Source organism: Pectobacterium parmentieri, assembly GCF_001742145.1.
Taxonomy (GTDB): Bacteria; Pseudomonadota; Gammaproteobacteria; order Enterobacterales; family Enterobacteriaceae; genus Pectobacterium; species Pectobacterium parmentieri.
On sequence record NZ_CP015749.1, the window covers coordinates 2,493,773 to 2,518,263 of the forward strand.

Consider the following 24,491-nt stretch of genomic DNA (forward strand, 5'->3'; position numbering starts at 1 on the left):
AGTTAGCGGTCCACATCTGACATTACGAAATCAATACTGCCGAGGTAAACGATCAGATCGGATACCAAACACCCGCGAATTACAGAAGGAATCTGTTGCAGATGCGCATAGCTCGGCGTGCGAATACGGGTACGGTAGCTCATCGTGCCGCCGTCACTGGTCAGGTAATAGCTGTTGATACCTTTTGTTGCCTCAACCATCTGGAATGATTCATTGGCAGGCATCACCGGTCCCCAGGAAACCTGGAGGAAGTGGTTAATCAGCGTATCAATATGCTGCAACGTGCGCTCTTTTGGTGGCGGCGTCGTCAGCGGGTGATCCGCTTTGAACGGCCCTTCCGGCATGTTCTTGAGGCACTGATCCAGAATCCGCAGGCTCTGACGCAGCTCTTCAACTTTCAGCATAACGCGGCTATAGCAATCGCTGATGCCGTCGCCTACTGGCACTTCAAAGTCAAAGTTTTCATAGCCGGAATAGGGACGCCATTTACGCACGTCGAAACCGATGCCGGTGGCGCGCAAACCCGCCCCCGTTACGCCCCATTCCAATGCTTCTTTCGCATTGTAGGCAGCCACACCCTGAGTACGTCCTTTCAGAATGGTGTTCTGTAACGCGGATTTGACATAGGTATCAAGGCGGGCCGGCATCCAATCAAGGAATTCGCGCAGCAGACGTTCCCAGCCGCGTGGCAGATCGTGCGCCACACCGCCAATACGGAACCAGGCTGGGTGCATACGGAAACCGGTAATCGCTTCAACCAAATCGTAAATTTTCTGGCGGTCCGTAAATGCAAAAAACACCGGTGTCATTGCGCCGACGTCCTGAATATAGGTACTGATGTACAGCAGATGGCTATTAATACGGAACAGTTCGGACAGCATCACACGAATCGTTTTGACGCGATCCGGTACCTCAATACCCGCCAGTTTCTCAACGGCCAGCACATACGGCATTTCGTTAACGCAGCCGCCAAGGTATTCAATACGGTCAGTGTAAGGAATGTAGCTATGCCAGGATTGACGCTCGCCCATTTTCTCTGCGCCACGATGGTGGTAACCCACATCAGGCACGCAGTCGACGATTTCTTCACCATCCAATTGCAGGATAATACGGAAGGCACCGTGTGAAGAGGGGTGGTTGGGACCGAGGTTGAGGAACATGAAATCCTCATTCTCCGTGCCGCGCTTCATGCCCCATTCTTCTGGTTTGAACGTCAGCGACTCCATTTCCAGATCTTCTTTCTGCTTGGTCAGCTCGAAAGGATCGAATTCGGTCGCACGCGCCGGATAATCTTTACGCAGTGGATGCCCTTCCCACGTCTGCGGCATCATGATGCGCGTCAGATTTGGGTGACCATCGAAGGTCATGCCGAACATCTCCCACGTTTCCCGCTCATACCAGTTGGCATTCGGAAACAGTTTGGTCACGGTCGGCAAATGCAGATCACTCTCGGCCAACGCGACTTTTAGCATGATGTCGCGGTTACGCTCGATAGAAATTAAGTGATAAAAAACGGAGTAGTCGGCAGCAGGTAAACCTTCACGATGGGTACGCAGACGCTCATCCATACCGTGCAGGTCAAACAGCATGACATAAGGCTTTGGCTGTTTTTTCAGGAATGTGACAACATCGAGTAATTGCTCACGTTTAACCCACACAACGGGAATACCCGTGCGGGTTGCCTGTACAGTAAATGAATCTGGTCCAAAACGGTTACACAGTTCGCCAACGACCGGATCATTAAGATGATCGCGAGTTTGCCAGCCTGGCTGAGCGAGATCGTGTGTCGTTAAATCTGTCATAAATATGTCACCACATTAAATGTGCTATTTCTGTATCTGATAATGACCGCACACTATTATCGGGGTATTACACGGCCACCGGATTTATCAGCTACAGGTCAAATCTCATCAGGCGAACGCAGGTTGGTCACTGCGATTCTCTCGCCGCGTTTGCGCTCACGCTCAGATTGCATATTGGCGCGGTAAACGCCCTGTTCACCTACCACCCATGACAGAGGACGGCGTTCTTTACCGATGGATTCTTTCAGCAGCAGCAGCGCTTGCATGTAGGCTTCTGGACGCGGAGGGCAGCCCGGAATATACACATCAACGGGCAGGAATTTATCTACACCTTGGACAACGGAATAGATATCGTACATACCGCCAGAGTTAGCGCACGCGCCCATAGAGATAACCCATTTAGGCTCAAGCATCTGCTCGTACAGACGCTGAATAACAGGAGCCATTTTGGTAAAACAGGTTCCTGCTACGACCATGAAGTCAGCCTGACGTGGCGACGCACGCAGAACCTCGGCACCAAAGCGTGCAACGTCATGAACGGCGGTAAATGACGTCACCATTTCTACATAGCAACAGGAAAGGCCAAAGTTATACGGCCACAGGGAGTTCTGACGACCCCAGTTCACCGTATCGTGCAATGCATGTTCCAGTTTGCCCATGTAGACACTGCGGTGAACATGTTGCTCCAGAGGGTCGGAAACGGTCTCCTGACGTTGCAGGGGATAACGGTCATTCTCACCGTCCGGCTCTATGCGGGTGAGCGTATAGTCCATCTTAAAATGCCTCGCTGTTACTGCGGATGAGTGTTGGTAGTGTTGATGATGTCTGATTTGACGACTTGTCTCTTGGAACGAACCGGGGTCCAGTCAAGTGCCCCAACGCGAACCAGATAAACCAAACCAGCCAACAGCACCAAAATGAAAATGGTTGCTTCAATGAAGCCAATCCAGCCGCTTTCTTTGATAGACACCGCCCAAGCGTAGAGATAGAGGGCTTCAACGTCGAAGATAACGAAGAACATAGCGACAAGATAAAATTTAGCAGACAGACGTAACCGCGCTGAACCCACGGAATCGATCCCGGATTCATAAGGTACGTTTTTGGCTCTGCCTTTTGCTCTCCCACCCAGCAAGAATCCGCCGGTCAGCATGAAGACGCAAAGGCCTATGGCGATGATAAGGAATAGCGCAAACGCCCAATGATGGGCGAGGATTTCAGTAGTTGTTGACATTCTCTTTGCTTACTCATCAAAAGTGGCGAGTAATATCTCTGCTCTGTTATCGGCAGTTAATGCGCCACATCGATTAAAAGGAAGGATTAATAACCACAAAAAAGCACGGAAACGTATCAGGTAAGCCTTGCTTGGTATGGTTGAGCCCCTAAATTTGTAACCTTTTTTTCAACCTTACTAAAAATAACAGTACATTACTTTACATGCACGCTGTTTTGTTAACATTTTGTGTTCTCACCCGTAGCTAAATCGAGTCAGTGCCTTCCTCAGTTAACCAGAGCGCAGCGGCATAAAAAGCAAGTTTGCAGCGTCACTATACCATTTCCACAGAAAATGCCTGTTCCCCCATGTGGTTATTAGGGGTATTTTTTGATCCAGCACACATTTTTACCAATTTAGTTAGTAAAAAAATCACACAGATTCAGGACAAGGAGGGATGTCATTTTCCATAACATAATTTTAAAAAAATAGAACCGCTGTTTTATAACAAGAAATGGCGTCTTATTTCCCTACACCTAGACTATTGATACCAAATGGAAAATGCAAAGCGGGAGAAAACTGGAGAAATTAGCTCAATAAGACGCTGCCTACCGGGTTTAACACATTAGTCATAAATCATCATCATTCGGGGTGCGTCCCTACCCTCCCCGAATGATAGTTAACTACCCATTACGATTAGATCGCGCCCTTCAGCGACGAATCAGAAGACAACTTTCCATTCACGCTATTTGCCAACATACTGACAGGCGTAATGTGAGAAGGCTTCCCTGATTCAATCACATTGAAGATTGCCGTCGCCAGTTCATTCTCCTGGTTAGAATTCTGGCAAAGAAAATAACGAGTTTCAGGCAATCTCGGCAACCCTTCCTCTTCGCCCAACACCCGTAGTTCTGGACTCATCATTTCGACCGAACGCACAGTGATACCCATGCCTGCCTTCACGGCGGCACGCACAGCAGAGAGCGTTGAAGCCACATAGGCGATTCGCCAAGGGATCCCTGCGGCCGTCAGTTGCTGCGTGGCCAACGAACGGAAAGGGCTTGGCTCATCCAGCACAACCAAAGGCACAGGTTCTTGCGCCCGGAACTGATAATCCGCCGCGCAATACCATAACGTCGGGGAACTACGCAATAGCACATGAGGAAACAGCACATCGCTCATTGTGGTAATGACCAGATCTATTTTCCCCTGATTCAGCATATCCATCATTTCAGCACTACGTTTTATACTGACGTTGACGGAGAGTTTAGGAAATACGGATGCTACCCGATGTAAGATATAAGGAAGGATGGTGTCTGCCGTATCGTCAGACGCCCCAATGGTTAGCGTGCCTTGGATATCACTGTACATTAATGAAATACAGGCTTCATCATTGAATTGTAATATTTTTCTGGCATAACCTAGGAATTGTATACCATGTTCGGTCAGCAATTTATTACGCCCGTGCCGGGCAAAAAGCTCCTTTCCGATGAGTTGCTCCAGCCGCTGCATCTGCTGGCTGACAGCCGATTGAGTCCGATTGACTGCCGCCGCCGCCGCCGCAAATGTATTTAAATCTGCAACGGCAACAAACGTCCTCAGTAAATCAAGATCGAGATTAAGTACTGGTCGATTTGCACTGGTCATACGATTTTTCACTTATCTATTTTAATTTTAACAAAATATTCCTGGTGTTTTATTACATGTACAGGTAATGACCGATACATTTAAAGACACTATCGCAGACGCACGATAAGGGCAAAAAAATACTTATATTTCGTTACCCCTATCGCCTTTCCATTGGTAAGACATCACATAATTAAATGGCTCACCTGCCTTAATCCTTTATTCAATAACAACGACACGTTCTTTTTATTTCATCCTGCGAAATAAATACGCTCCACGCGTAAATAAACACGCTATCCCTGTCACCCAATTCTGGCGCTAAAAAGTGCGGCCTGAACGGTTATCCGCCCCCTACAATATCGCACCATTCGACGAGTACACAACCATATAGTGCAGATGCGCAATCATTTGCAGCGAAAGCGATAATCATTCTTCAAAAGGTACTTTAGGAGGAGTACATTAAGCAGGTTATGCTATTCCGTATGGGAATATGCGCTCTCTGCAAAAGGTTCGTACTATTTATGTCTCCGATTGAAAAATCCAAGAAACTGGAGAACGTATGCTATGACATCCGTGGCCCAGTTCTAAAGGAAGCCAAGCGGCTTGAAGAAGAAGGTAATAAGGTCCTTAAACTGAATATTGGCAACCCTGCGCCTTTCGGCTTTGAGGCACCGGACGAAATTCTGGTCGATGTCATCCGTAACCTGCCAACAGCACAGGGCTACTGTGATTCCAAAGGGCTCTATTCCGCCCGTAAAGCCATCGTTCAGCACTATCAGGCGCGGGATATGCGCGATATGACGGTTGAAGACGTCTATATTGGCAACGGTGTTTCCGAACTCATTGTACAATCCATGCAGGCGCTGCTCAATCCGGGCGATGAAATGCTGGTTCCCGCACCGGATTACCCTCTCTGGACCGCGGCGGTTTCCCTGTCTAACGGCAATGCCGTTCACTATCTCTGCGATGAGTCCTCCGATTGGTTCCCCGATCTGGATGATATCCGCAAAAAGATCACTGCTAACACTCGCGGTATTGTCATCATCAACCCGAACAACCCGACGGGTGCGGTCTACAGCAAAGAACTGTTGCTGGATATCGTGTCTATCGCGCGTGAACATAACCTGATTATTTTCGCCGACGAAATTTACGACAAAATTCTGTATGACGATGCGCAACACCACTCGATTGCCGCTCTGGCACCGGACCTGCTGACAGTCACGTTCAACGGGCTGTCCAAGACATACCGTGTGGCAGGTTTCCGTCAAGGCTGGATGGTACTGAACGGCCCGAAAAAACACGCAAAAGGCTATATTGAAGGACTCGAAATGCTGGCTTCAATGCGTTTGTGTGCCAACGTGCCGATGCAGCATGCGATTCAGACCGCGTTGGGGGGATATCAAAGCATCAGCGAATTTATTCAACCCGGTGGGCGCCTGTATGAACAGCGTAACCGCTCCTGGGAATTGATCAATCAAATCCCCGGCGTATCGTGCGTAAAACCACGAGGGGCGCTCTATATGTTCCCACGCATTGATGCCAAGCGCTTTAATATCCATGACGACCAAAAACTGGTACTGGATCTGCTGTTGCAGGAAAAAGTGCTACTGGTTCAGGGCACAGCGTTTAACTGGCCTTACCCAGACCATGTACGCATCGTCACGCTACCGCGTATTGATGAGCTGGACATGGCAATCCACAAATTAGGGCGTTTCCTGGGGCATTATCATCAATAACCCAGCAGTAAGCGAATTTGCCATCGCCGGGCAATCGTCGCCCGGCGAAAACCAGACCTTCGTTTGCATAATTTTTGGCAAGTGCTCACAATAGACGCCCACGATATCGATATTTCACCGCGCTGTTGTCTGAGAGATCGCCATGAATCAGAGCCACTTTTTCGCCCACTTATCCCGTCTGAAACTCATCAGCCGTTGGCCACTGATGCGCAACGTGCGCACGGAAAACGTCTCCGAGCACAGTCTTCAGGTTGCCTTTGTCGCTCACGCGCTGGCGGTAATCAAAAACCGTAAATTCGAGGGGAAGCTGAACGCAGAACGCATCGCGCTACTGGCGATGTATCATGATGCCAGCGAGGTGCTAACTGGCGACATGCCGACGCCGATCAAGTACTACAATGCGCAGATCGCGCATGAGTATAAGAAGATAGAGAAAATTGCCCAGCAGAAGCTGATCGAAATGCTGCCGGAAGAGTTGCAGCAGGATTATCGGATGTTGCTGGATGACAACTACACCAGCGAAGAAGAGCGCGCCATCGTTAAGCAGGCAGACGCACTCTGCGCCTACCTGAAATGTTTGGAAGAATTATCCGCGGGCAACGCGGAATTCACGCTTGCTAAAGCGCGGCTGGAAAAAACATTGCAGTTGCGCCACAGTCCGGAAATGGACTATTTCATGACAGTGTTCGTTCCCAGTTTCAGCCTGTCGCTCGACGAAATTAGTCAAGACTCTCCGTTATAGCGAACATCCGCTATAACGAGCTGGACCCCTTAGAACGGATACAGCCACGGCACCATCACCACGCTGACAAGCATCACCAGTACGGTGAAGGGGACACCCATGCGCACAAAGTCCCCGAATTTATAACCGCCCGGCCCCAACACCAGCGTATTCACCGGTGACGATACAGGCGTCATAAACGCGGCAGATGCCGCAACGGCGATAATCATCGCAAAGGGATAAGGTGACACACCCATTTGCTTCGCCGCGGCAATCGCAATGGGTGCCATCAACACCGCCGTCGCCGTGTTGGAAATAAACAGGCCAATGATGGCACACAACACGAACAAACATACCAGCATCACATGCGGCCCGGCATTCCCGGCAACATCCATCAGGCCTTTAACAATCAACGCGACGCCGCCCGTTTGCTGCAACGCCAGCGCAAATGGCATCATCCCGACGATGAGAATAATACTTGGCCAGTGAATGGCTCGGTAGGCGCTTTCCATATCAATACAGCGGAACTTGCCCATCAACAAACAGGCGATCAGCGCGGCAACCGCATTCGGTATTTCATCCGTCAGCATCATCGCTACCATCAGCGCCAGACAAAACAGCGCGTGTGGAGCCTGACTCACCGCAGGTGCAACATCATCAACTTCAGCAGGAAGATTAAGCAACAGGAAGTCATTTTTCTGCATGTGCAGTTGCCGAATCATGCGCCAGTCACCCATCACCAGCAGAATATCACCGAGCTGGAGCGGCTCATCAGCGAGGATACCGTCCAATGCTTCACCCGCTCGGCGGATCCCCACGACGCTCAGGCCATAGCGACTGCGAAATCCGACGTCGTAGAGCGTTTTTCCCAACAGCTCAGAATCGGGGATTAAAGAAACTTCTGCCATCCCCACATCGCGCGCTTGCTCAGAGAAATACTCACCGCGTAGTACCATCGGCTCAAGCCGCTGTGAGGTGCAAAATTCGCGTAAATCCACCTCAGATGCCGACATGTCGATCAGCAGTACATCATTCAGACGAAGTTCGGTATTGCCAGCCACACTGATCATCACGCGGCGAAATTTACGCCAGCGTTCAATCCCAACCACATTCGCACCAAAGCGCTGACGCAGGCGTAAATCATCCAGACGGTGACCAATAAAAGGCGAGCCTGGGCGAATAGCCAACCGACGCGCCCTGCCCGTCAGTCGGTAATCGCGAATCAGATCGCGAAACGTTCTTCTCTTCCACATTTCTTTTGCTGTTGCCGTCTCAGCGTCGCCAAGCCAGTAACGTGCCACCATCATATACGCCACGCCCAGCAACAGGACTACCATCCCTATCGGCGTCACGCTGAAGAACCCAAAACCCGCAACACCCTCACGCATCAGTTCGCTGCTCACTACCATATTCGGCGGCGTCGCCACCAGCGTCATCATGCCGCTAATCAGCCCAGCGAAACTCAGCGGCATCATCAGCCTTCCGGGAGAAATTTTCATCCGCGCGGAAACACTCAGTACTACGGGAATGAAAATTGCGACAACGCCAGTGGAACTCATGAAAGCCCCCAACAGCGCAACGGTGACCATAAGCAAGATCAGCATCTTCATTTCACTGCTGCCCGCAACGCGCACCAGCCAGTCACCAACCTGATAAGCAACACCGGTACGAACCAACCCTTCACCAATCACAAACAGGGCAGCAATCAATATCACATTAGGATCGCTGAACCCCACTAGCGCTTCAGATAGCGTCAGCGTGCCGCTCAGTACAAACGCGATGATGACCAACAGCGCGACGACGTCCATGCGTAATTTATTGGTGGTAAACAACACAATGGCGATCAGCAACAGGGATAAAACCCAGAGAAGTTCGCTATTCAAAACGGTTCCCCTGACGGAAAATACAGAGTGAGAGGTGTAGGTTCAGCCTGCCACAAGAAAGGAAGCTAGCACCCATGCAGCTTGAAATACAACAGATATAGTCTGCCATAAAAAAAACCTCACGGATGCGAGGTTTGATCATATTTAGTCACAGTTCTGTCATTATATTACAGACGAGCTATTGGCACAGAAGCACCTTAACGCCACCTTGTGACTTCTCTACCTTTATCTGTTCCAACGAATCAAGAATCAGATCGACCTGATCCAACTTCGGCGTATCCGTTGGTGCTTTCACCGCAATAACCTTGCAGCCAGCCGCCAGACCCGATAGCACCCCCGCGGGTGCATCTTCAACAACCACACACTCTTGCGGTTTCAGCCCTAACTGCTGTGCGCCAAGTAAATAGGCATCAGGGTTAGGTTTACCTTTGGCAACCTGTTCCGCCGTAATAAAAGCGCGAGGAGCAGGGAGTTCTCCACGGTGATGACGCGCGCTGGCAATCGGTACGGTGCCGGATGTCACAATTGCCCAGGGAATATCCAGAGCATCCAACCGTTCCAACAGCGCCTTCGCCCCTGGCATAGCAACAATACCTTGCGTGTCAGAGGCTTCCGTTTGCTCCAGCGCATCGAACTCCTGTTGAATCGTTTCTTCGCTCTGCCCTTGAAGAAAGTGGCGCAGCGACGTGATGGCCTGTTTGCCGTGAATAAAATCCAGCACTTCCTGTGGTTCAATATCGTGATCTTTTGCCCAGTTAATCCACGCACGTTCTACAGCAGGCAGTGAATCAACCAGCGTACCATCGAGGTCGAACAGAAAACCTTTACACTCCACAGAAAGCCCCTTTTTCATTAATCAGGCGTTGATAATCTGTGCGATCTCAACCGCACTCAAGTGATACTGACGCGGGCAGGACTGCCAGACAGCCAGCATTCTGTTATATTTTTCCCACATTTTCGTCTGGGCGTTAAAACCATGCGTGCCCGCATCAAAGTGAGGGTAACGGCCTTCAACATGTACCATGAAGCGTACAAAGCCCAGGTAGCGAGCTTCCGTTGCTGCGTCAAAGCCCAGGAAGGTCAGACGTCGTTCATCCAAATCCTGCTTATCTTTCAAATTGGTCCACGACACCTGCAAAGCATGGTGCATTTCCATGACGTTAATAATGGTGCGGCAAACCTCTTCCGTCAGCTCACCAAACTCACGGTCCAATTCACGCATCTGCAAACCGTAACCACGCTCAATGATCGTTTGTAGCCGACGATAGCGCTCGGCGTTATCTGGATCGAGCATCGTCATCATTTTGTATTGGTTTGAAAGGATCAATCTCTGGGCATTCGTCATTTCCATGTTGCTCTCCTGAACCCTCTTTGGTGTAGGCCAATGTCACTAAATAGGTATTACCTGCAGAATCGCATACTGAATCGTGTCACGGTAGCAGTAGCTACCGCTTCTTTGATTTGAAACAGGGGAAAGAACAAAATAGCCATCAACCCGCACACAGCCTGACGCCGATCACAAATCGTCAAGGAAGGTTTTATCAAGCTGGTTAAATGCACGTTTCAGCACATCCGCCAGCGCTTGGTAAGTTGGCGCTTCTTCTAACGGGGCTAAGGCTTGTCCCGACTCCACGAGCTTGTGGCGAATGTCATGGAACCACTGTGCCAACGTCGGTGGTAAAGGCGTAACGGAACGGCGGCCAAGCCACCACAAGCCCTGCAACGGCAGGCTACAGGCAAAAAGCGCGGTAGCGATAGCCGGGCCGAGTTGGCCACCAAGCGCAATCTGCCACGTTAAGGTAAACACCGCCAGTGGCGGCATGATGCGAATACCGAACCGCGTCGCTCGCGTCACGCGGTTCTCTGGAAATATCGGTGCCAACTGCTTTTCTGCTGGCCACGTCTTCATGTAATGCTGCCCACGTTGGAGTAACTGTAGCCAACTAATTCTACTGTCTGGTTTCGTCGCCATAGCCACACCTCAACTTTACAGATAAAAAATAAAACTTTTGCACAAATCAACAACTCAAGTTGATAAGGTTAAAATATATTTTGTATTTACCCTACGCAATCGGTATCCTAAACCGGCCTTTTGGCCGCTGTATAACCTAAAGTAGTAGACTACTCGCAAGGAGTATAATTCCCTTCGCGATACAAGCGCAGCCAACGGTCATAACGCGGTTATCATCGCTTTAAAAGCTGCGGTTTACATCAGGTCGAAATCACCTTGTTGTAGAGATTATGGTGTACCGATTATCCGGTATAACATGCATCATAGTATCGACCCTTATTCATCATCGTGTCTGGTGTATCACACCAAGGCATGATGTTAATCATAAATGCCAGCAGCGGCATGCGATACGCTATGCCCTGTATGACATTTTTTTAACCATGTATAACAAGTAGGTACTTCCATGTCGAGTAAGTTAGTACTGGTTCTTAACTGCGGTAGCTCATCCCTGAAATTCGCCATCATCGATGCGATTAACGGAGAAGAGTACCTGTCTGGTTTAGCCGAATGTTTCAACCTGCCTGAAGCCCGCATCAAATGGAAAATGGACGGCGGTAAACACGACGCCGAACTGGGTGCCGGTGCAGCTCACAGCGAAGCGCTGAACTTCATCGTCAATACCATTCTGTCTCAGAAGCCAGAGCTGTCTGCTCAGTTGGTTGCTATCGGTCACCGTATCGTTCACGGCGGTGAGAAGTTCACCCAATCCGCGATCATCACTGATGATGTTCTTCAGGGTATCAAAGATTCCGTACCTTTTGCACCTCTGCACAACCCGGCGCATCTGATCGGTATCGATGAAGCACTAAAATCTTTCCCGCACCTGGCTGATAAAAACGTCGCTGTCTTTGACACCGCGTTCCACCAGACCATGCCGGAAGAATCCTACCTTTATGCACTGCCGTACAAACTGTATAAAGAAAACCATATCCGCCGCTACGGCTTCCACGGCACCAGCCACTACTTTGTTTCTCGTGAAGCCGCTAAAGTGCTGAACAAACCAGTAGAAGAACTGAACGTCATTACTTGCCACCTGGGCAACGGTGGTTCCGTTACTGCAATCCGTAACGGTGAATGCGTTGACACCTCTATGGGGCTGACCCCGCTGGAAGGTCTGGTGATGGGTACACGCTGTGGCGATATCGACCCGGCTGTGATTTTCCACCTGCACGACGCACTGGGCATGGACATCGAGCGCATCAACACTCTGATGACCAAAGAGTCTGGTCTGTTGGGTCTGACTGAAGTGACCAGCGACTGCCGCTACGTTGAAGATAACTACGAAACGAAAGCAGATGCTAGACGTGCGATGGACGTTTACTGCCACCGTCTGGCTAAGTACATCGGCTCTTACGCGGCACTGATGGAAGGTCGTCTGGATGCCGTCATCTTCACCGGTGGTATCGGTGAAAACGCAGCAATGGTTCGCGAACTGTCGCTGAAAAAACTGGGTCTGCTGGGCTTTGACGTCGATCACGAACGTAACCTGGCGGCACGCTTTGGTAAAGGTGGCAACATCGCTAAAGATGGCACCCGCCCGGCGCTGGTTATCCCGACCAATGAAGAATTGGTCATCGCCGAAGACGCTTACCGTCTGACTGCGTGAAACACGTAACTCCCAACACCGTCAGCCAAGGCTGACGGTGTTGTTTTTGACTAACGAGCAACCGTAAAGAGGTTCGGCCGTGTCCCGTATAATCATGTTGATCCCAACTGGCACCAGCGTCGGTCTGACAAGCGTCAGCCTGGGTGTCATTCGTTCCATGGAACAGAAAGGCGTCCGCCTGAGCGTGTTCAAACCTATCGCCCAGCCGCGCAGCGGCGATAATACGCCAGATCAGACGACCACTATTATTCGTGCTAATTCCGCTATCAACGCTGCTGAGCCACTGGCAATGAGCCGTGTTGAAGCGCTGCTGAGCTCCAACCAGCAAGACGTGCTGATGGAAGAAATCATCGCGCGCTACCACGAAAATACCAAAGATGCTGAAGTCGTGTTGGTTGAAGGTCTGGTTCCTACCCGTAAGCACCAGTTTGCTAACGCGTTGAACTATGAAATCGCCAAAACGCTGAACGCAGAGATCGTCTTCGTACTGGCGCTGGGTAACGATTCTCCGGCACAACTGAAAGACCGCATCGAACTGGCACGCTCTAGCTTCGGCGGCAGCAAAAACAAAAACATCACTGGCGTGATCATCAACAAACTGAATGCGCCGGTAGATGATCAGGGCCGTACTCGCCCTGACCTGTCTGAAATCTTTGATGACTCCACGAAAGCCAGCGTTGCCAACATCGATCCTAAGCAACTGTTCGCTAACAGCCCACTGCCGGTTCTGGGCTGCATCCCGTGGAGCTTCGACCTGATTGCCACGCGCGCCATCGATATGGCGAAGCACCTGAATGCCCGTATCGTCAATGAAGGTGACATTCAGACGCGTCGCGTTAAATCTGTGACTTTCTGCGCACGCAGCATTCCTCATATGCTGGAGCATTTCCGTCCAGGTTCACTGCTGGTGACCTCTGCTGACCGTCCTGATGTTCTGGTCGCGGCTTGCCTGGCTGCCATGAACGGCGTGGAAATCGGTGCCTTGCTGCTGACTGGCGGCTACGAAATGGATCCAAGCATTGCCAAGCTGTGCGAGCGTGCCTTCCAGACTGGCCTGCCAGTATTTATGGTCGATACCAACACCTGGCAGACCTCACTCAGCCTGCAAAGCTTCAACCTTGAAGTACCGGCTGATGACCGTCAGCGTGTCGAGAAAGTGCAGGAATATGTTGCACGCCACATCGATACCCAGTGGATCGACTCTCTGAGCGCTGAATCTGAGCGTTCACGCCGTCTGTCTCCGCCAGCATTCCGTTATCAGCTTACTGAACTGGCACGCAAAGCGGGCAAACGTATCGTTCTGCCAGAAGGTGATGAGCCACGTACCGTTAAAGCCGCTGCAATCTGTGCAGAGCGTGGCATTGCACACTGTGTGCTGATCGGTAACCCGGAAGAGATTCAACGCGTTGCCGCCGCTCAGGGCGTAGAACTGGGCAAAGGCATCGAAATCGTCGATCCGATTGTCGTGCGTGAGCGCTATGTTGCGCGTCTGGTTGAGCTACGTAAGAGCAAGGGCATGACCGAAGTGGTTGCGCGCGAACAGCTCGAAGATAACGTCGTTCTGGGTACGTTGATGCTGGAACAGGGCGAAGTTGATGGTCTGGTTTCTGGTGCCGTCCATACCACCGCTAACACCATCCGTCCTCCGTTACAGTTGATCAAAACTGCACCGGGCAGTTCACTGGTGTCTTCCGTGTTCTTCATGCTGCTGCCTGAGCAGGTTCTGGTTTACGGCGACTGCGCCATCAACCCTGATCCGACCGCAGAGCAATTGGCTGAAATCGCTATCCAGTCTGCTGACTCAGCGACTGCATTCGGTATCGATCCACGCGTTGCGATGATCTCCTACTCTACCGGTAACTCCGGCGCGGGTAGCGATGTTGAGAAAGTGCGTGAAGCGACCCGTCTGGCGCAAGAAAAACGCCCTGATCTGGTCATCGATGGTCCGTTGCAATATGACGCCGCTATCATGGCAGACGTTGCACAGTCTAAAGCACCAAACTCACCTGTTGCGGGTAAAGCTACCGTGTTCATCTTCCCTGACCTGAACACCGGTAACACCACGTACAAAGCGGTACAGCGTTCTGCCGACCTGATCTCCATCGGGCCAATGCTGCAAGGCATGCGTAAACCGGTTAACGACCTGTCTCGTGGCGCGCTGGTAGACGATATCGTTTACACCGTCGCTCTGACCGCAATTCAGGCTACACAGCTCTAATCTATATCCTAAATAATTCGAGTTGCTTGAAGGCGGCAACTGCGCGAATCCCCAGGAGCTTACTCAAGTAAGTGACTGGGGTGAGTAAAGGAGCCAACGCACAATCAGCTTGAAGTATGACGGATATATTCAGATTAATTCTGTTATCTTCTATGCCAGCCTTAGCGCTGGCATTTTTTATTGCTATCCACACGCAAAACCACACCGCGCAGACACAAAAATAACCATAAAACAGGGTCGATGGATGACTGTAATACGATTATTGGATCAACACTTTCAGCAGCAATTAGAAAAAGGGATCACACCCTCATCACCACAAGGGTTAGCCCGTTTTTTGATTGAATTTCTCTATTTCGGCGTCAAAGAAGCCCGTGCCTGTATCTTCGTTGGTTTGTTCTTTCTTGCGGTTTTCAGCGTGCCGAAAGCTGGCTGGTTTTCTATCCCGCGCTATGATTTGCTGCTGATATTCGCCATTCTGATTCAGGGATGGATGGTCGCCAGTAAATTGGAAACCTGGGACGAGCTAAAAGCCGTTACGCTATTTCACTTCGTGGGTTTTGCGCTTGAGGTTTTTAAAACCTCATCGGGAATTCGTTCCTGGTCTTATCCTGATTTCGCCTATACCAAAGTATTCGGTGTACCGCTGTTCGCCGGATTCATGTACGCCTCTGTGGGTAGCTATATCATTCAGTCCTGGCGACTATTCGATCTTAAAATTCGCCATCACCCGCCCTACTGGCTGGCGACGCTGGTTGCGATCCTCATTTACGCCAATTTCTTCACCCACCACTACATCGGCGACTACCGCTGGTATATCGCCGCACTAGCCGTCGGGCTCTACGCGCGAACCACCGTCATTTTCACACCTTACGATCGGGAACGACGAATGCCGCTGTCGTTGGCTTTTATTCTGATCGGTTTTTTCATCTGGCTGGCTGAAAATATCAGTACGTTTTTCAGTATCTGGAATTACCCAGAACAACTTGGCGCTTGGTCGATGGTTCACGTAGGGAAATGGAGTTCATGGGCTTTGCTGGTGATCATGACGTTCACCATCGTGATTTACCTGAAGAACATCAAAAAGAGTATTCATGTTCCTGAATGATGAACGGCGTGCCATCACTCGGAAAATAGACGCCGCTGCGGAGAGAAAAAAAAGCAGCGGCGGGGCAGGAATTTGGCTGACGTTGGACTATTTCTGCGAATCGTTTTCCGATGACTCTGCGTTACTGTGGTTTTCGTCATGAGTACTTTCATCATAAACAACAGACGTCGCAGAGGCTTCTACCGCCTCGATCAATTGACGTGAAATCGGTTTGCCATATTCCTGATCGCTATAGCGCGTCAGCCACAGCGACAGGGCTTTCAGTGAATCCGGCGTAAACTCATCGCAGCGTGCGGTTATTTCTTGCGGCGTCAGCCAACTGACCTCATCAACTTCTTCTTCCTGTAGCGCGAACGGCCCGTGAGTGACACAGCTAAATAACCCGCCCCACACTCGGCAATTTTCGCCTTCGTAATAAAACAAGCCGTGTTCCGCGAACGGTACACCAGCAATGCCCAGCTCCTCTTCCGCTTCACGGCGCGCAGATTCCAACATCTGCTCACCGCTTTGCACCACGCCGCCAGCCGTCGCATCCAGCCAACCGGGATAGAAATCTTTGATTTTCGTCCGGCGCTGCACCAAGATCTTACCCATGCCATCATGTACAACAATGTAAGTGGCGCGATGACGAAGACTCTGAGCACGCATCTGCTGACGACTTGACTGAGCAATTACCTCGTTATTTTCATTGACGATATCAACCCACTCTGTGCCTGCTGCCTGACTTTGTTCCGCCATCCTCTGAAACCCTTTAGTATTGGCGCGTTGCTACGCGCATCTGTTTTAAATGATCGATCTTTGCTGTGAATCTTCCCTACTACTCTGCCATTATTCAAGGTCAAAAACAGGGTATACGCTAAATTAGTGCCTAATCGCGACCTGTGCAATAGGCTCACCGCCGTGTAGCGGCAGAACCTGCAGCTCGTCTTGCTCAAGCAAACCGTAGCTCGCGGGGTACCCCCCTTTTGGCAAGCTCACTGAACCGGGATTAAAAAAATAATATTCACCGCGCTGCTCAGCAACGGGGATATGGGTATGGCCGTATACCAGCACATCCCCCGAGTGTAACGGCGGTAGATTCTCTGGATGATAAAGATGACCGTGCGTCAGGAAAAGACGATTCTGCGGCAATAGCACATGTTGCCACGGTGCCGTGATTGGAAAAGTCAACAGCATCTGATCAACCTCACTGTCGCAATTTCCCCGCACGGCAATAATGCGTGACGCATAAGCGTTCAATCGAGCAGCCACTTCTGCAGGCTGATACTTTTCCGGCAACGGGTTACGCGGGCCGTGATTAAGAAAATCGCCCAGTAAAATAAGCCAGTCGGCATGACTTTGCTCAAAAATCGTCAGCACACGTTCTACTGCACTAAGAGAACCGTGTATATCGGACGCAAACATCAACTTCATCGCTTATCTCCACCGCGTTTATACCAACCATGTTATAGCCACAATACGCTCACCCAGCTATAGGACGTAGTCTACCAAAGTTGGCAGTGTGCTTCCGGTAAAGATCGTGCAACAGCGTGCGCCATCGCTTATTTTTCGCTCGCAGAAGTGGTAGGGTAATAACCTGTTCCCCACTACGCTATTCTGACAGCGCCTCGCTTTCTGAAGCGATCACCTGCCATACAGTTCCATGATGTTTTTCTGAATTAAAACGGAGACGTGATTCATGATTGACCTGTATTACGCACCAACCCCTAACGGGCACAAGATCACCCTGTTTTTGGAAGAAGCTAATCTCCCCTACCAACTCCACCGCGTGAATATCAGCAAAGGCGAACAGTTCAAGCCGGAGTTTTTAGCTATCTCGCCTAACAACAAAATTCCTGCGATTGTCGACACGCAACCATCTGAAGGCGACACGCCAATCAGCCTCTTTGAATCCGGTGCGATCCTGCTCTATCTGGCGGAAAAACACGACGTGCTCTTGGGTTCATCATTACGTGAACGCACGGCCACACTACAGTGGCTGTTCTGGCAGGTCGCTGGTTTCGGACCGATGCTGGGGCAGAATCATCATTTTAACCACTATGCACCTCAGCCGGTGCCTTATGCCATTGATCGCTATCAGCAAGAAACGCAGCGCCTGTATCGCGTGCTGGATAAACATCTGCAAGACAGCCCTTGGCTAGCGGGGGAACATTACAGTATTGCCGATATTGCGACCTACCCTTGGGTTGTTTCTTATGCGCGTCAGCGCATCGACCTTGATGATTACCCAGCGGTGAAGGCGTGGTATACCCGTATCAGAGAACGTCCGGCAACACAGCGAGCTTACCAGCGAGCAGAGCAGTAAAATTTTGGCGTATCTCATTCGGCCTTTGGGTATCTTCTGCTATGGTAATCAACATATTATTGTTAACAATACCCCTGACGCTGCGATTGACTCGCAGCAACAGAAGCAACAGAGGGCCGAGCAATGCCACATCCCCCTTCCGACGCCATTATTCGTATAAAAAATCTGCGGCTACGCACCTTCATCGGCATTAAAGACGAAGAAATCACGAATAAGCAGGATGTAATCATCAACGTTGTGATTCACTACCCAGCAGAGCAGGCACGTAACAGCGAGAATATCGCTGATGCGTTGAACTACCGTACTATCACCAAACATATTATTCGCCACGTAGAAGATAACCGCTTCGCTTTGCTGGAAAAATTAACGCAGGATGTACTCAACATCGCCAGCGATCACGAATGGATAACCTATGCTGAAGTAGAAATAGATAAGCCGTTTGCCCTGCGATACGCCGACTCGGTTTCCATGACCCTGCATTATCACAAGACACAAAATAATATACTCTAAATAATTCGAATTTCAGGCAGGCGGCAAGGGAAGGAATTCCGAATCACTTACTCCAGTAAGTGATTCGGGTGAGTGACAAATCTGCCAGAGGCAGATTTGAACGCTGCTTGCAGCGGCCCCAACGGGGCGAGGCTCACGCCAGTGTGCCGAGTATCGTAGCCAACACACATGAAACTTGAAGTATGACGGGTATATGGGAGCGTGCGATGCAATTACTCATAACAGGCGGAACCGGCCTTATTGGTCGCCATCTCATCCAACGATTACAACTGCTTTCCCATCACATCACGGTACTGACACGCGATCCTGAGCGCGCACGAGGTGTTCTCGGCAATCAGGTGGAATATTGGCCAACGCTGAGTAATATCACCTCGCTGAACGATTTTGATGGCGTCATCAATCTAGCCGGCGAACCTATTGCCGATAAACGCTGGACGCCACAGCAAAAGCAGCGTCTGGCACAGAGTCGCTGGAGCATCACCGAACAGCTTGCCACGCTGATTAAGGACAGCAGTGATCCCCCCGCCGTTTTTATCTCGGGATCTGCCGTCGGATACTATGGCGATCAGGGAGAAGCGCTGGTCACGGAAGAGGAATCCCCGGTTGATGAATTCACACATCACCTGTGCGCCCGCTGGGAAGCGCTGGCGCAGTCTGCAGAAAGCGATAACACGCGCGTCTGCCTGCTGCGTACCGGTATCGTTCTTTCGCCACAGGGCGGTGCGCTGGCAAAAATGCTGCCGATTTTCCGCTGCGGACTCGGCGGGCCAATGGGTTCCGGCAAGCAATATATGCCGTGGATTCATATTGATGACATGGTTAACGGCATTATCTATCTGTTGGACCAGCCGATATTGCGCGGCCCCTTCAATATGGTTGCACCCTATCCGGTTCATAATGAACAATTTTCCGCCATGCTGGCACACGTATTGGATCGCCCCGGCTTTCTGCGAGCCCCCGCTTTTGCCATCAAACTGCTGATGGGCGAAGCCTCAACGCTGGTACTGGGCGGACAGCGCGCCATCCCACAGCGGTTAGAGGCCGCTGGCTTTAATTTCCGCTTCCTTGAGCTGGAAGAAGCCTTACAGGACGTCATCAAAAAACCGGGCTGAAGTTTGATAAAATGCCCAAATATTCTGCACTTCTGGCGTAAAAATTGTGCTGAAGTGGGCGTGACCGTCGGGTGAGCCGCACGGACGCGGCGAAAGTCAGTGCCGCGTCGGGAACGCGTCACTGGCGGCCCGAATAGCGGTCAGGAACGCTGAAGGCACCGCGCAGCGGCACAATTCTCGCCCAAAAGCCAGTGGTCAAGGAGCAGCGGCAACTGAGCGCTCCTTGTCGGGCGTGTAGATAAAGTATAAGAATACTCGGTGGTTAACACGCACGAAACTTTTACACTATCCGACATAGAATTATGAAAATGCTAGAGCATGAGTACATGTTAACTGCTAGAGGCTGATAACCATCAGCCCCAAAACCTACTTCAATGCACCTGATAAAAACTGCTGCAACCGCGCACTTTTCGGGCTACCGAAGAGTTGCTCAGGCGGCCCTTCCTCTTCGATCACCCCTTGGTGCAGGAAGATAACGTGGCTGGAGACATGACGGGCAAACTCCATCTCATGCGTCACCACCACCATCGTTTTCCCCTCCTCCGCCAACTGCTGCATGATGCGCAGTACCTCACCCACCAGTTCAGGGTCGAGCGCCGACGTCGGTTCATCAAATAGCAGAACTTCTGGCTCCATCGCCAGCGCTCGCGCAATAGATACGCGCTGCTGCTGGCCCCCGGAGAGATCCGACGGGTATTTCTGTTGGGCAGAATCCGTGATCCCAACCTTATTCAGGTAGAACACTGCCCGCTCACGCGCTTCCGCTTTACTAAGCCCTAATACCTGGATCGGCGCTTCCATCACGTTCTCCAACGCGGTCATGAAGCTCCACAGGTTGAAGTGCTGAAACACCATCGTCAGGCGCGTCCGCAGCATCTGAAGCTGCTTTTTATCAAAGACCTTCAGTTGTCCGTCAGTATCACGTACCATGCGGATTTCCTGATTGCTGACGTAAATCGCCCCTTCACAGGGCTTTTCCAGAAAATTAATGCAGCGCAGTAAGGTACTTTTCCCCGACCCAGACGACCCGATAATCGAAATAACGTCCCCCGCTTTCGCCTGCAATGAGATCCCTTTAAGTACCTCATGCTGGCCATAACGTTTACGCAGTTCCGTCACCATCAATTTGTTATTCGACATGTTTTTTCCTGCGCTTAATGAGATGAACGGGTATAAAGATGACGTAACCAGCGTCGCTCTGCCCTTCTGAACAGCCCGATTAATACAAATGAGATCGCCAGATAGATCACCGCTGCGATGCCAAACGCATAAAACGGCTGGTAGGTAGCAGCATTAATATCGCGTGCGATTTTCAGAATATCCGGCACCGTCACGGTAAAAGCCAGCGCCGTCGAATGCAGCATCAGAATCACTTCGTTACTGTAGGCTGGCAGTGCAATACGCAGCGCACTCGGCAAAATAATGCAGCGATACTGCTTAAAACGAGAGAAACCGTATGCTCTGGCGGCTTCAATTTCCCCATGCGGTACAGAGCGGATTGCACCCGCGAAAATCTCTGTAGTATACGCACAGGTATTGAGCGCCAGCGCTAAAATGGCGCAGTTCAGCCCGCTGCGAAAAAAAGCGTTCAGCAGATCGGTGCCGCGCACGATTTCCAGGCTATACACGCCGGAATAGAACACCAGGAGTTGCACGTAGAGCGGCGTACCTCGGAATACATAGGTAAAGAGCCAAACCGGGAAGCTGAACCGGCGCCGCGGCGACACGCGGGCAATCGCCAGCGGCAGTGCCATCAGTCCACCGATCGCTACTGAGGAAATCAGCAGCCAGAGCGTCATCGCCAGCCCGGTTAGACGATAACCATCACTCCACAGTAGCGGTTGCCAGTATTGTTGCAGGATCTCATTCATAGTTTACTTTCTTGACTCCCTGCGAATAGTGCCGCTCCAGCCACCACAACACACCGTTAGAAACGGTGGTAAAAATCAGATACATCGCCCCGGCAACCAGTGCGAAATAAAACGGTTCGTGAGCGCCCTTGCCTGCCAGTTGCGTCGCCTTAATCACATCATTCAGGCCAAGCAATGACACCAGCGCCGTCGCTTTCAGGATCACCTGCCAGTTATTGCCGATCCCCGGTAGCGCGAAGCGCATCATGGAAGGAAACAGAATACGGCGGAATACTTTTAGAGGAGAGAAACCGAACGCCACCGCCGCTTCGATCTGTCCGCGCGGTACGGCAAGATAAGCACCACGAAAGGTTTCCGTGAAATAGGCACCGTAAATAAAGCCCAGCGTAATCACCCCTGCAGTCAAAGGATCGATATCAATCTGCTCCAGACCGATCGATTCCGTCACGCCGTTTAAGACGATTTGTAAGCCATAGAAAATCAGCAGCATCAGCACCAAATCAGGAATGCCGCGAATCAACGTGGTATAGCAAGAAAAGCCCCCTGCCAGCAGGCGGTTGGAAGACAGCTTCGCCGACGCCCCCATCAGGCCGATAACCAGCGCCAGCAGCAGCGAACTCACCGCCAACTCCAGCGTCATGATGGCACCATCCAAAATTAGCGGGGCATAGCCATAGAGCATCGATTATATCCGTTGAAATAGCGATTAATGGCACGGTGCGTTATCGATCAGAAACCCGACACGGGAGGAACGTTCCCGTGTCGTATTATCCTGCGAATCCGCTTCACAATTTACCGTGATAACGAAATGTGAATAGGGGTGACGAAATTAGCCGCCGTAGACGTCAAAATCGAAGTATTTTTTCGCGAAAGTATCGTAAGTGCCGTCTTTACGCATCGCTTCAAAGGCTTTATCCAGTGCCGCTTTCAGCTCAGTATCCGCTTTACGCAGACCCATGCCGGTACCGACACCGAAGAACTTGTCATCTTTTACTGCCGGGCCAGCAAACGCGTAGTCTTTACCCATATCGAGTTTCAGAAAACCTTCACTTGCCGCTACTTCATCCTGGAAAGCAGCATCGACGCGACCTGCGGCCAAATCTGCGTAAATCAGATCCTGATTTTGATAAGCGACAACCTCAACACCTTTTGGCTGCCAGTTCGCATTGGCAAAAGCTTCCTGCGTTGACGCCTGCAATACACCAACACGCTTGCCGCCCAGTGAAGCCAACGTTGGCTCAATATTCGCCCCTTTCTTCGCAATCAGACGAGAGTTAGCCGCATACAACTTCTCGGTGAAGGCAATTTCCTGCTGGCGTTTTTCGGTAATGGACAGAGAAGAGATGATGGCATCAATTTTTTTAGCTTTCAGGGAGGGAATTAGCGCATCAAAGTCACTTTCTACAAACGTACAGTTAGCTTCAATACGCTTGCACAACTCTTTCGCCAGATCGATATCAAACCCGACCAGTTCACCGCTGGCATTTTTGGATTCAAAAGGCGCATAGGTAGGATCGGTGCCGATTTTAATATTCTTAGGAATATCCGCCATCGCGCTGCCCGCAGCCAGAATGAGTGCCAACGGCAAAACTTTGATCAGTTTCTTCATATTGCTACCCTTATCATGAGTGATTGATGTCATGTGTCGTCAATGTCGGAACGATATATCGATTTATTGCTTTAAATATGAACGATATGAGTGCTATTTGTTTTCTACGCCGACTATTACCGTTTTCATAAGCAGTTTTCATGCCACAATGAACGTAGGGAGTCATAAAAGTCCCATGCGTAAAGCACACAGTAAATAATGATTAACCATTTGATTTAAAAATATTTTTTATAATTTTTTTTGGCGCATAACAATAAGAATAGATAACATTGGCGCGAACACAGAAACGGAAACGCACCATTTTAGTGCTTTGGTGCACAAAATTAGTGCAACACAGTAAAAGCGCACAAAAAAAGGGCAGCAAAGCTTGGCTACCCCAAAAAAGAAAATAATACGTATTGCCGTTTATCCTGCTACGACGCGCCCTGCCAGCGGGTAAAGAGATCTTTCGGCAGGTCGATATCAAACTGGTCCAGAATGCGATTCACTGTCTGATCGACAATATCCTGCACACTTTCTGGGCGATGATAAAACGCGGGAACCGGCGGCATGATTATCGCACCCAGCTCAGCGGCCGTGGTCATCAGTCGCAAATGTCCTAGATGCAGCGGCGTTTCACGCACACCCAACACCAGACGACGACGCTCCTTCAGCACCACATCGGCTGCGCGGGTCAATAAATTGTCGCTGTAGCTGTGCACAATCCCAGAGAGGGTTTTTATCGAACAGGGTAAAATCACCATCCCCGCCGTTTTAAACGACCCCGAAGAGACACTGGCAGCAATGTCACGCGTGTCATGCACCACATCAGCTAACGCTTGTACATCACGCAGGCTAAAATCTGTTTCTAACGCCAGCGTCTGACGAGCCGCCTGACTCATGATCAGGTGGGTTTCGATGCCTTCCAGCGTCTGTAACACCTGTAACAGTCGGATGCCGTAAATAACACCGCTGGCACCGGAAATCCCTATAATGAGTCGTTTCATTCTTGCTGCCTCTGGCTAGCCGCGTCAGCAGAAACGCGGAAAAATCATCTGCGCAAACTTTGCCGTATTGATTGTCGATAAGCAAGGACAAGCACCGGAACGGTGTTTTTATAGACAACCTGTTTTCTATATACAAGAAGGGGGAAGACACTTTCGCGCCCTCCCCCTTCACTAAAGCCT

General features: G+C 50.6%; 23 protein-coding genes. 8 read left to right on the forward strand and 15 right to left on the reverse strand.

The window, feature by feature from the left end; all coding sequences use genetic code 11:
* Positions 1-2: 2 nt before the first annotated feature.
* From nuoC to lrhA, 4 genes are all read right to left on the reverse strand, one after another.
* Complete coding sequence (nuoC, locus tag A8F97_RS11300; protein WP_025919227.1) at positions 3-1,802, reverse strand: NADH-quinone oxidoreductase subunit C/D; 1,800 nt, start codon at positions 1,800-1,802, stop codon at positions 3-5.
* A 98-nt stretch (positions 1,803-1,900) separates the two neighbouring features.
* Positions 1,901-2,575 (reverse strand): NuoB/complex I 20 kDa subunit family protein, encoded by a 675-nt coding sequence (locus A8F97_RS11305; protein WP_014699148.1) that lies wholly within the window; start codon positions 2,573-2,575, stop codon positions 1,901-1,903.
* 17 nt (positions 2,576-2,592) lie between these two features.
* A complete protein-coding gene (locus A8F97_RS11310; protein ID WP_005969847.1) occupies positions 2,593-3,033 on the reverse strand; it encodes an NADH-quinone oxidoreductase subunit A in 441 nt (146 codons plus the stop codon).
* Positions 3,034-3,708: 675 nt separating this feature from the next.
* Complete coding sequence (gene lrhA / locus A8F97_RS11315; RefSeq protein ID WP_014699147.1) at positions 3,709-4,659, reverse strand: transcriptional regulator LrhA; 951 nt, start codon at positions 4,657-4,659, stop codon at positions 3,709-3,711.
* A 500-nt stretch (positions 4,660-5,159) separates the two neighbouring features.
* On the opposite strand from lrhA, the gene A8F97_RS11320 reads away from it, so the two are divergent.
* Positions 5,160-6,374: a pyridoxal phosphate-dependent aminotransferase gene (locus tag A8F97_RS11320; RefSeq protein ID WP_014699146.1), complete on the forward strand. Its 1,215-nt coding sequence runs from the start codon at positions 5,160-5,162 to the stop codon at positions 6,372-6,374.
* Between the two features lie 142 nt (positions 6,375-6,516).
* Complete coding sequence (gene yfbR, locus A8F97_RS11325) at positions 6,517-7,116, forward strand: 5'-deoxynucleotidase (RefSeq protein WP_014699145.1); 600 nt, start codon at positions 6,517-6,519, stop codon at positions 7,114-7,116.
* A 29-nt stretch (positions 7,117-7,145) separates the two neighbouring features.
* On the opposite strand, the gene A8F97_RS11330 is transcribed toward yfbR, so the two are convergent.
* From A8F97_RS11330 to yfbV, 4 genes are all read right to left on the reverse strand, one after another.
* Positions 7,146-8,978 (reverse strand): SLC13 family permease, encoded by a 1,833-nt coding sequence (locus tag A8F97_RS11330; protein ID WP_033071136.1) that lies wholly within the window; start codon positions 8,976-8,978, stop codon positions 7,146-7,148.
* Between the two features lie 178 nt (positions 8,979-9,156).
* Positions 9,157-9,813, reverse strand: a complete 657-nt coding sequence (locus A8F97_RS11335; protein ID WP_033071135.1) for a sugar phosphatase — start codon at positions 9,811-9,813, stop codon at positions 9,157-9,159.
* A gap of 21 nt (positions 9,814-9,834) precedes the next feature.
* The gene (locus A8F97_RS11340) at positions 9,835-10,329 is read right to left on the reverse strand and encodes a YfbU family protein (RefSeq protein ID WP_005969861.1); all 495 of its coding nucleotides are present in this window, start codon (positions 10,327-10,329) and stop codon (positions 9,835-9,837) included.
* A 165-nt stretch (positions 10,330-10,494) separates the two neighbouring features.
* Positions 10,495-10,950, reverse strand: coding sequence for a terminus macrodomain insulation protein YfbV (gene yfbV, locus A8F97_RS11345; RefSeq protein WP_014699142.1), 456 nt, complete (start codon positions 10,948-10,950; stop codon positions 10,495-10,497).
* Positions 10,951-11,392: 442 nt separating this feature from the next.
* On the opposite strand from yfbV, the gene ackA reads away from it, so the two are divergent.
* From ackA to A8F97_RS11360, 3 genes are all read left to right on the forward strand, one after another.
* A complete protein-coding gene (gene ackA / locus A8F97_RS11350; RefSeq protein WP_005969866.1) occupies positions 11,393-12,595 on the forward strand; it encodes an acetate kinase in 1,203 nt (400 codons plus the stop codon).
* Between the two features lie 79 nt (positions 12,596-12,674).
* Complete coding sequence (gene pta, locus A8F97_RS11355) at positions 12,675-14,813, forward strand: phosphate acetyltransferase (RefSeq protein WP_033071134.1); 2,139 nt, start codon at positions 12,675-12,677, stop codon at positions 14,811-14,813.
* 244 nt (positions 14,814-15,057) lie between these two features.
* Positions 15,058-15,918, forward strand: a complete 861-nt coding sequence (locus A8F97_RS11360; protein WP_033071133.1) for a DUF817 domain-containing protein — start codon at positions 15,058-15,060, stop codon at positions 15,916-15,918.
* A gap of 87 nt (positions 15,919-16,005) precedes the next feature.
* Here the strand turns inward: A8F97_RS11360 and yfcD are convergent, their stop codons facing one another.
* Both yfcD and yfcE read right to left on the reverse strand, forming a co-directional pair.
* A complete protein-coding gene (gene yfcD, locus A8F97_RS11365; RefSeq protein ID WP_015729986.1) occupies positions 16,006-16,656 on the reverse strand; it encodes an NUDIX hydrolase YfcD in 651 nt (216 codons plus the stop codon).
* A 123-nt stretch (positions 16,657-16,779) separates the two neighbouring features.
* The gene (gene yfcE, locus A8F97_RS11370; protein WP_033071132.1) at positions 16,780-17,331 is read right to left on the reverse strand and encodes a phosphodiesterase; all 552 of its coding nucleotides are present in this window, start codon (positions 17,329-17,331) and stop codon (positions 16,780-16,782) included.
* Positions 17,332-17,596: 265 nt separating this feature from the next.
* Here yfcE and yfcG point away from each other — a divergent pair, with 265 nt between their 5' ends.
* From yfcG to A8F97_RS11385, 3 genes are all read left to right on the forward strand, one after another.
* Positions 17,597-18,223, forward strand: a complete 627-nt coding sequence (gene yfcG, locus A8F97_RS11375) for a GSH-dependent disulfide bond oxidoreductase (protein WP_033071131.1) — start codon at positions 17,597-17,599, stop codon at positions 18,221-18,223.
* A 123-nt stretch (positions 18,224-18,346) separates the two neighbouring features.
* On the forward strand, positions 18,347-18,733 hold the full coding sequence (gene folX, locus A8F97_RS11380) for a dihydroneopterin triphosphate 2'-epimerase (protein ID WP_033071130.1): 387 nt from the start codon (positions 18,347-18,349) through the stop codon (positions 18,731-18,733).
* Between the two features lie 206 nt (positions 18,734-18,939).
* Positions 18,940-19,845, forward strand: a complete 906-nt coding sequence (locus tag A8F97_RS11385; RefSeq protein WP_015729984.1) for a TIGR01777 family oxidoreductase — start codon at positions 18,940-18,942, stop codon at positions 19,843-19,845.
* A 366-nt stretch (positions 19,846-20,211) separates the two neighbouring features.
* Here A8F97_RS11385 and hisP read toward each other — a convergent pair whose 3' ends face one another.
* The 5 genes from hisP to A8F97_RS11410 all read right to left on the reverse strand — a co-directional run bounded on the left by hisP (position 20,212) and on the right by A8F97_RS11410 (position 24,311).
* On the reverse strand, positions 20,212-20,985 hold the full coding sequence (gene hisP / locus A8F97_RS11390) for a histidine ABC transporter ATP-binding protein HisP (protein ID WP_005969879.1): 774 nt from the start codon (positions 20,983-20,985) through the stop codon (positions 20,212-20,214).
* Between the two features lie 14 nt (positions 20,986-20,999).
* Entirely contained in the window at positions 21,000-21,716 is a 717-nt protein-coding gene (locus A8F97_RS11395) for an ABC transporter permease (protein ID WP_025919220.1), read from the reverse strand.
* Positions 21,709-22,398 (reverse strand): histidine ABC transporter permease HisQ, encoded by a 690-nt coding sequence (locus tag A8F97_RS11400; protein WP_005969882.1) that lies wholly within the window; start codon positions 22,396-22,398, stop codon positions 21,709-21,711. Before A8F97_RS11400 ends, A8F97_RS11395 begins: the two co-directional genes overlap by 8 nt.
* Positions 22,399-22,545: 147 nt before the next feature.
* Entirely contained in the window at positions 22,546-23,325 is a 780-nt protein-coding gene (locus A8F97_RS11405; RefSeq protein WP_014699131.1) for a lysine/arginine/ornithine ABC transporter substrate-binding protein, read from the reverse strand.
* 413 nt (positions 23,326-23,738) lie between these two features.
* Positions 23,739-24,311: a UbiX family flavin prenyltransferase gene (locus A8F97_RS11410; protein ID WP_014699130.1), complete on the reverse strand. Its 573-nt coding sequence runs from the start codon at positions 24,309-24,311 to the stop codon at positions 23,739-23,741.
* Between the last annotated feature and the right edge of the window lie 180 nt (positions 24,312-24,491).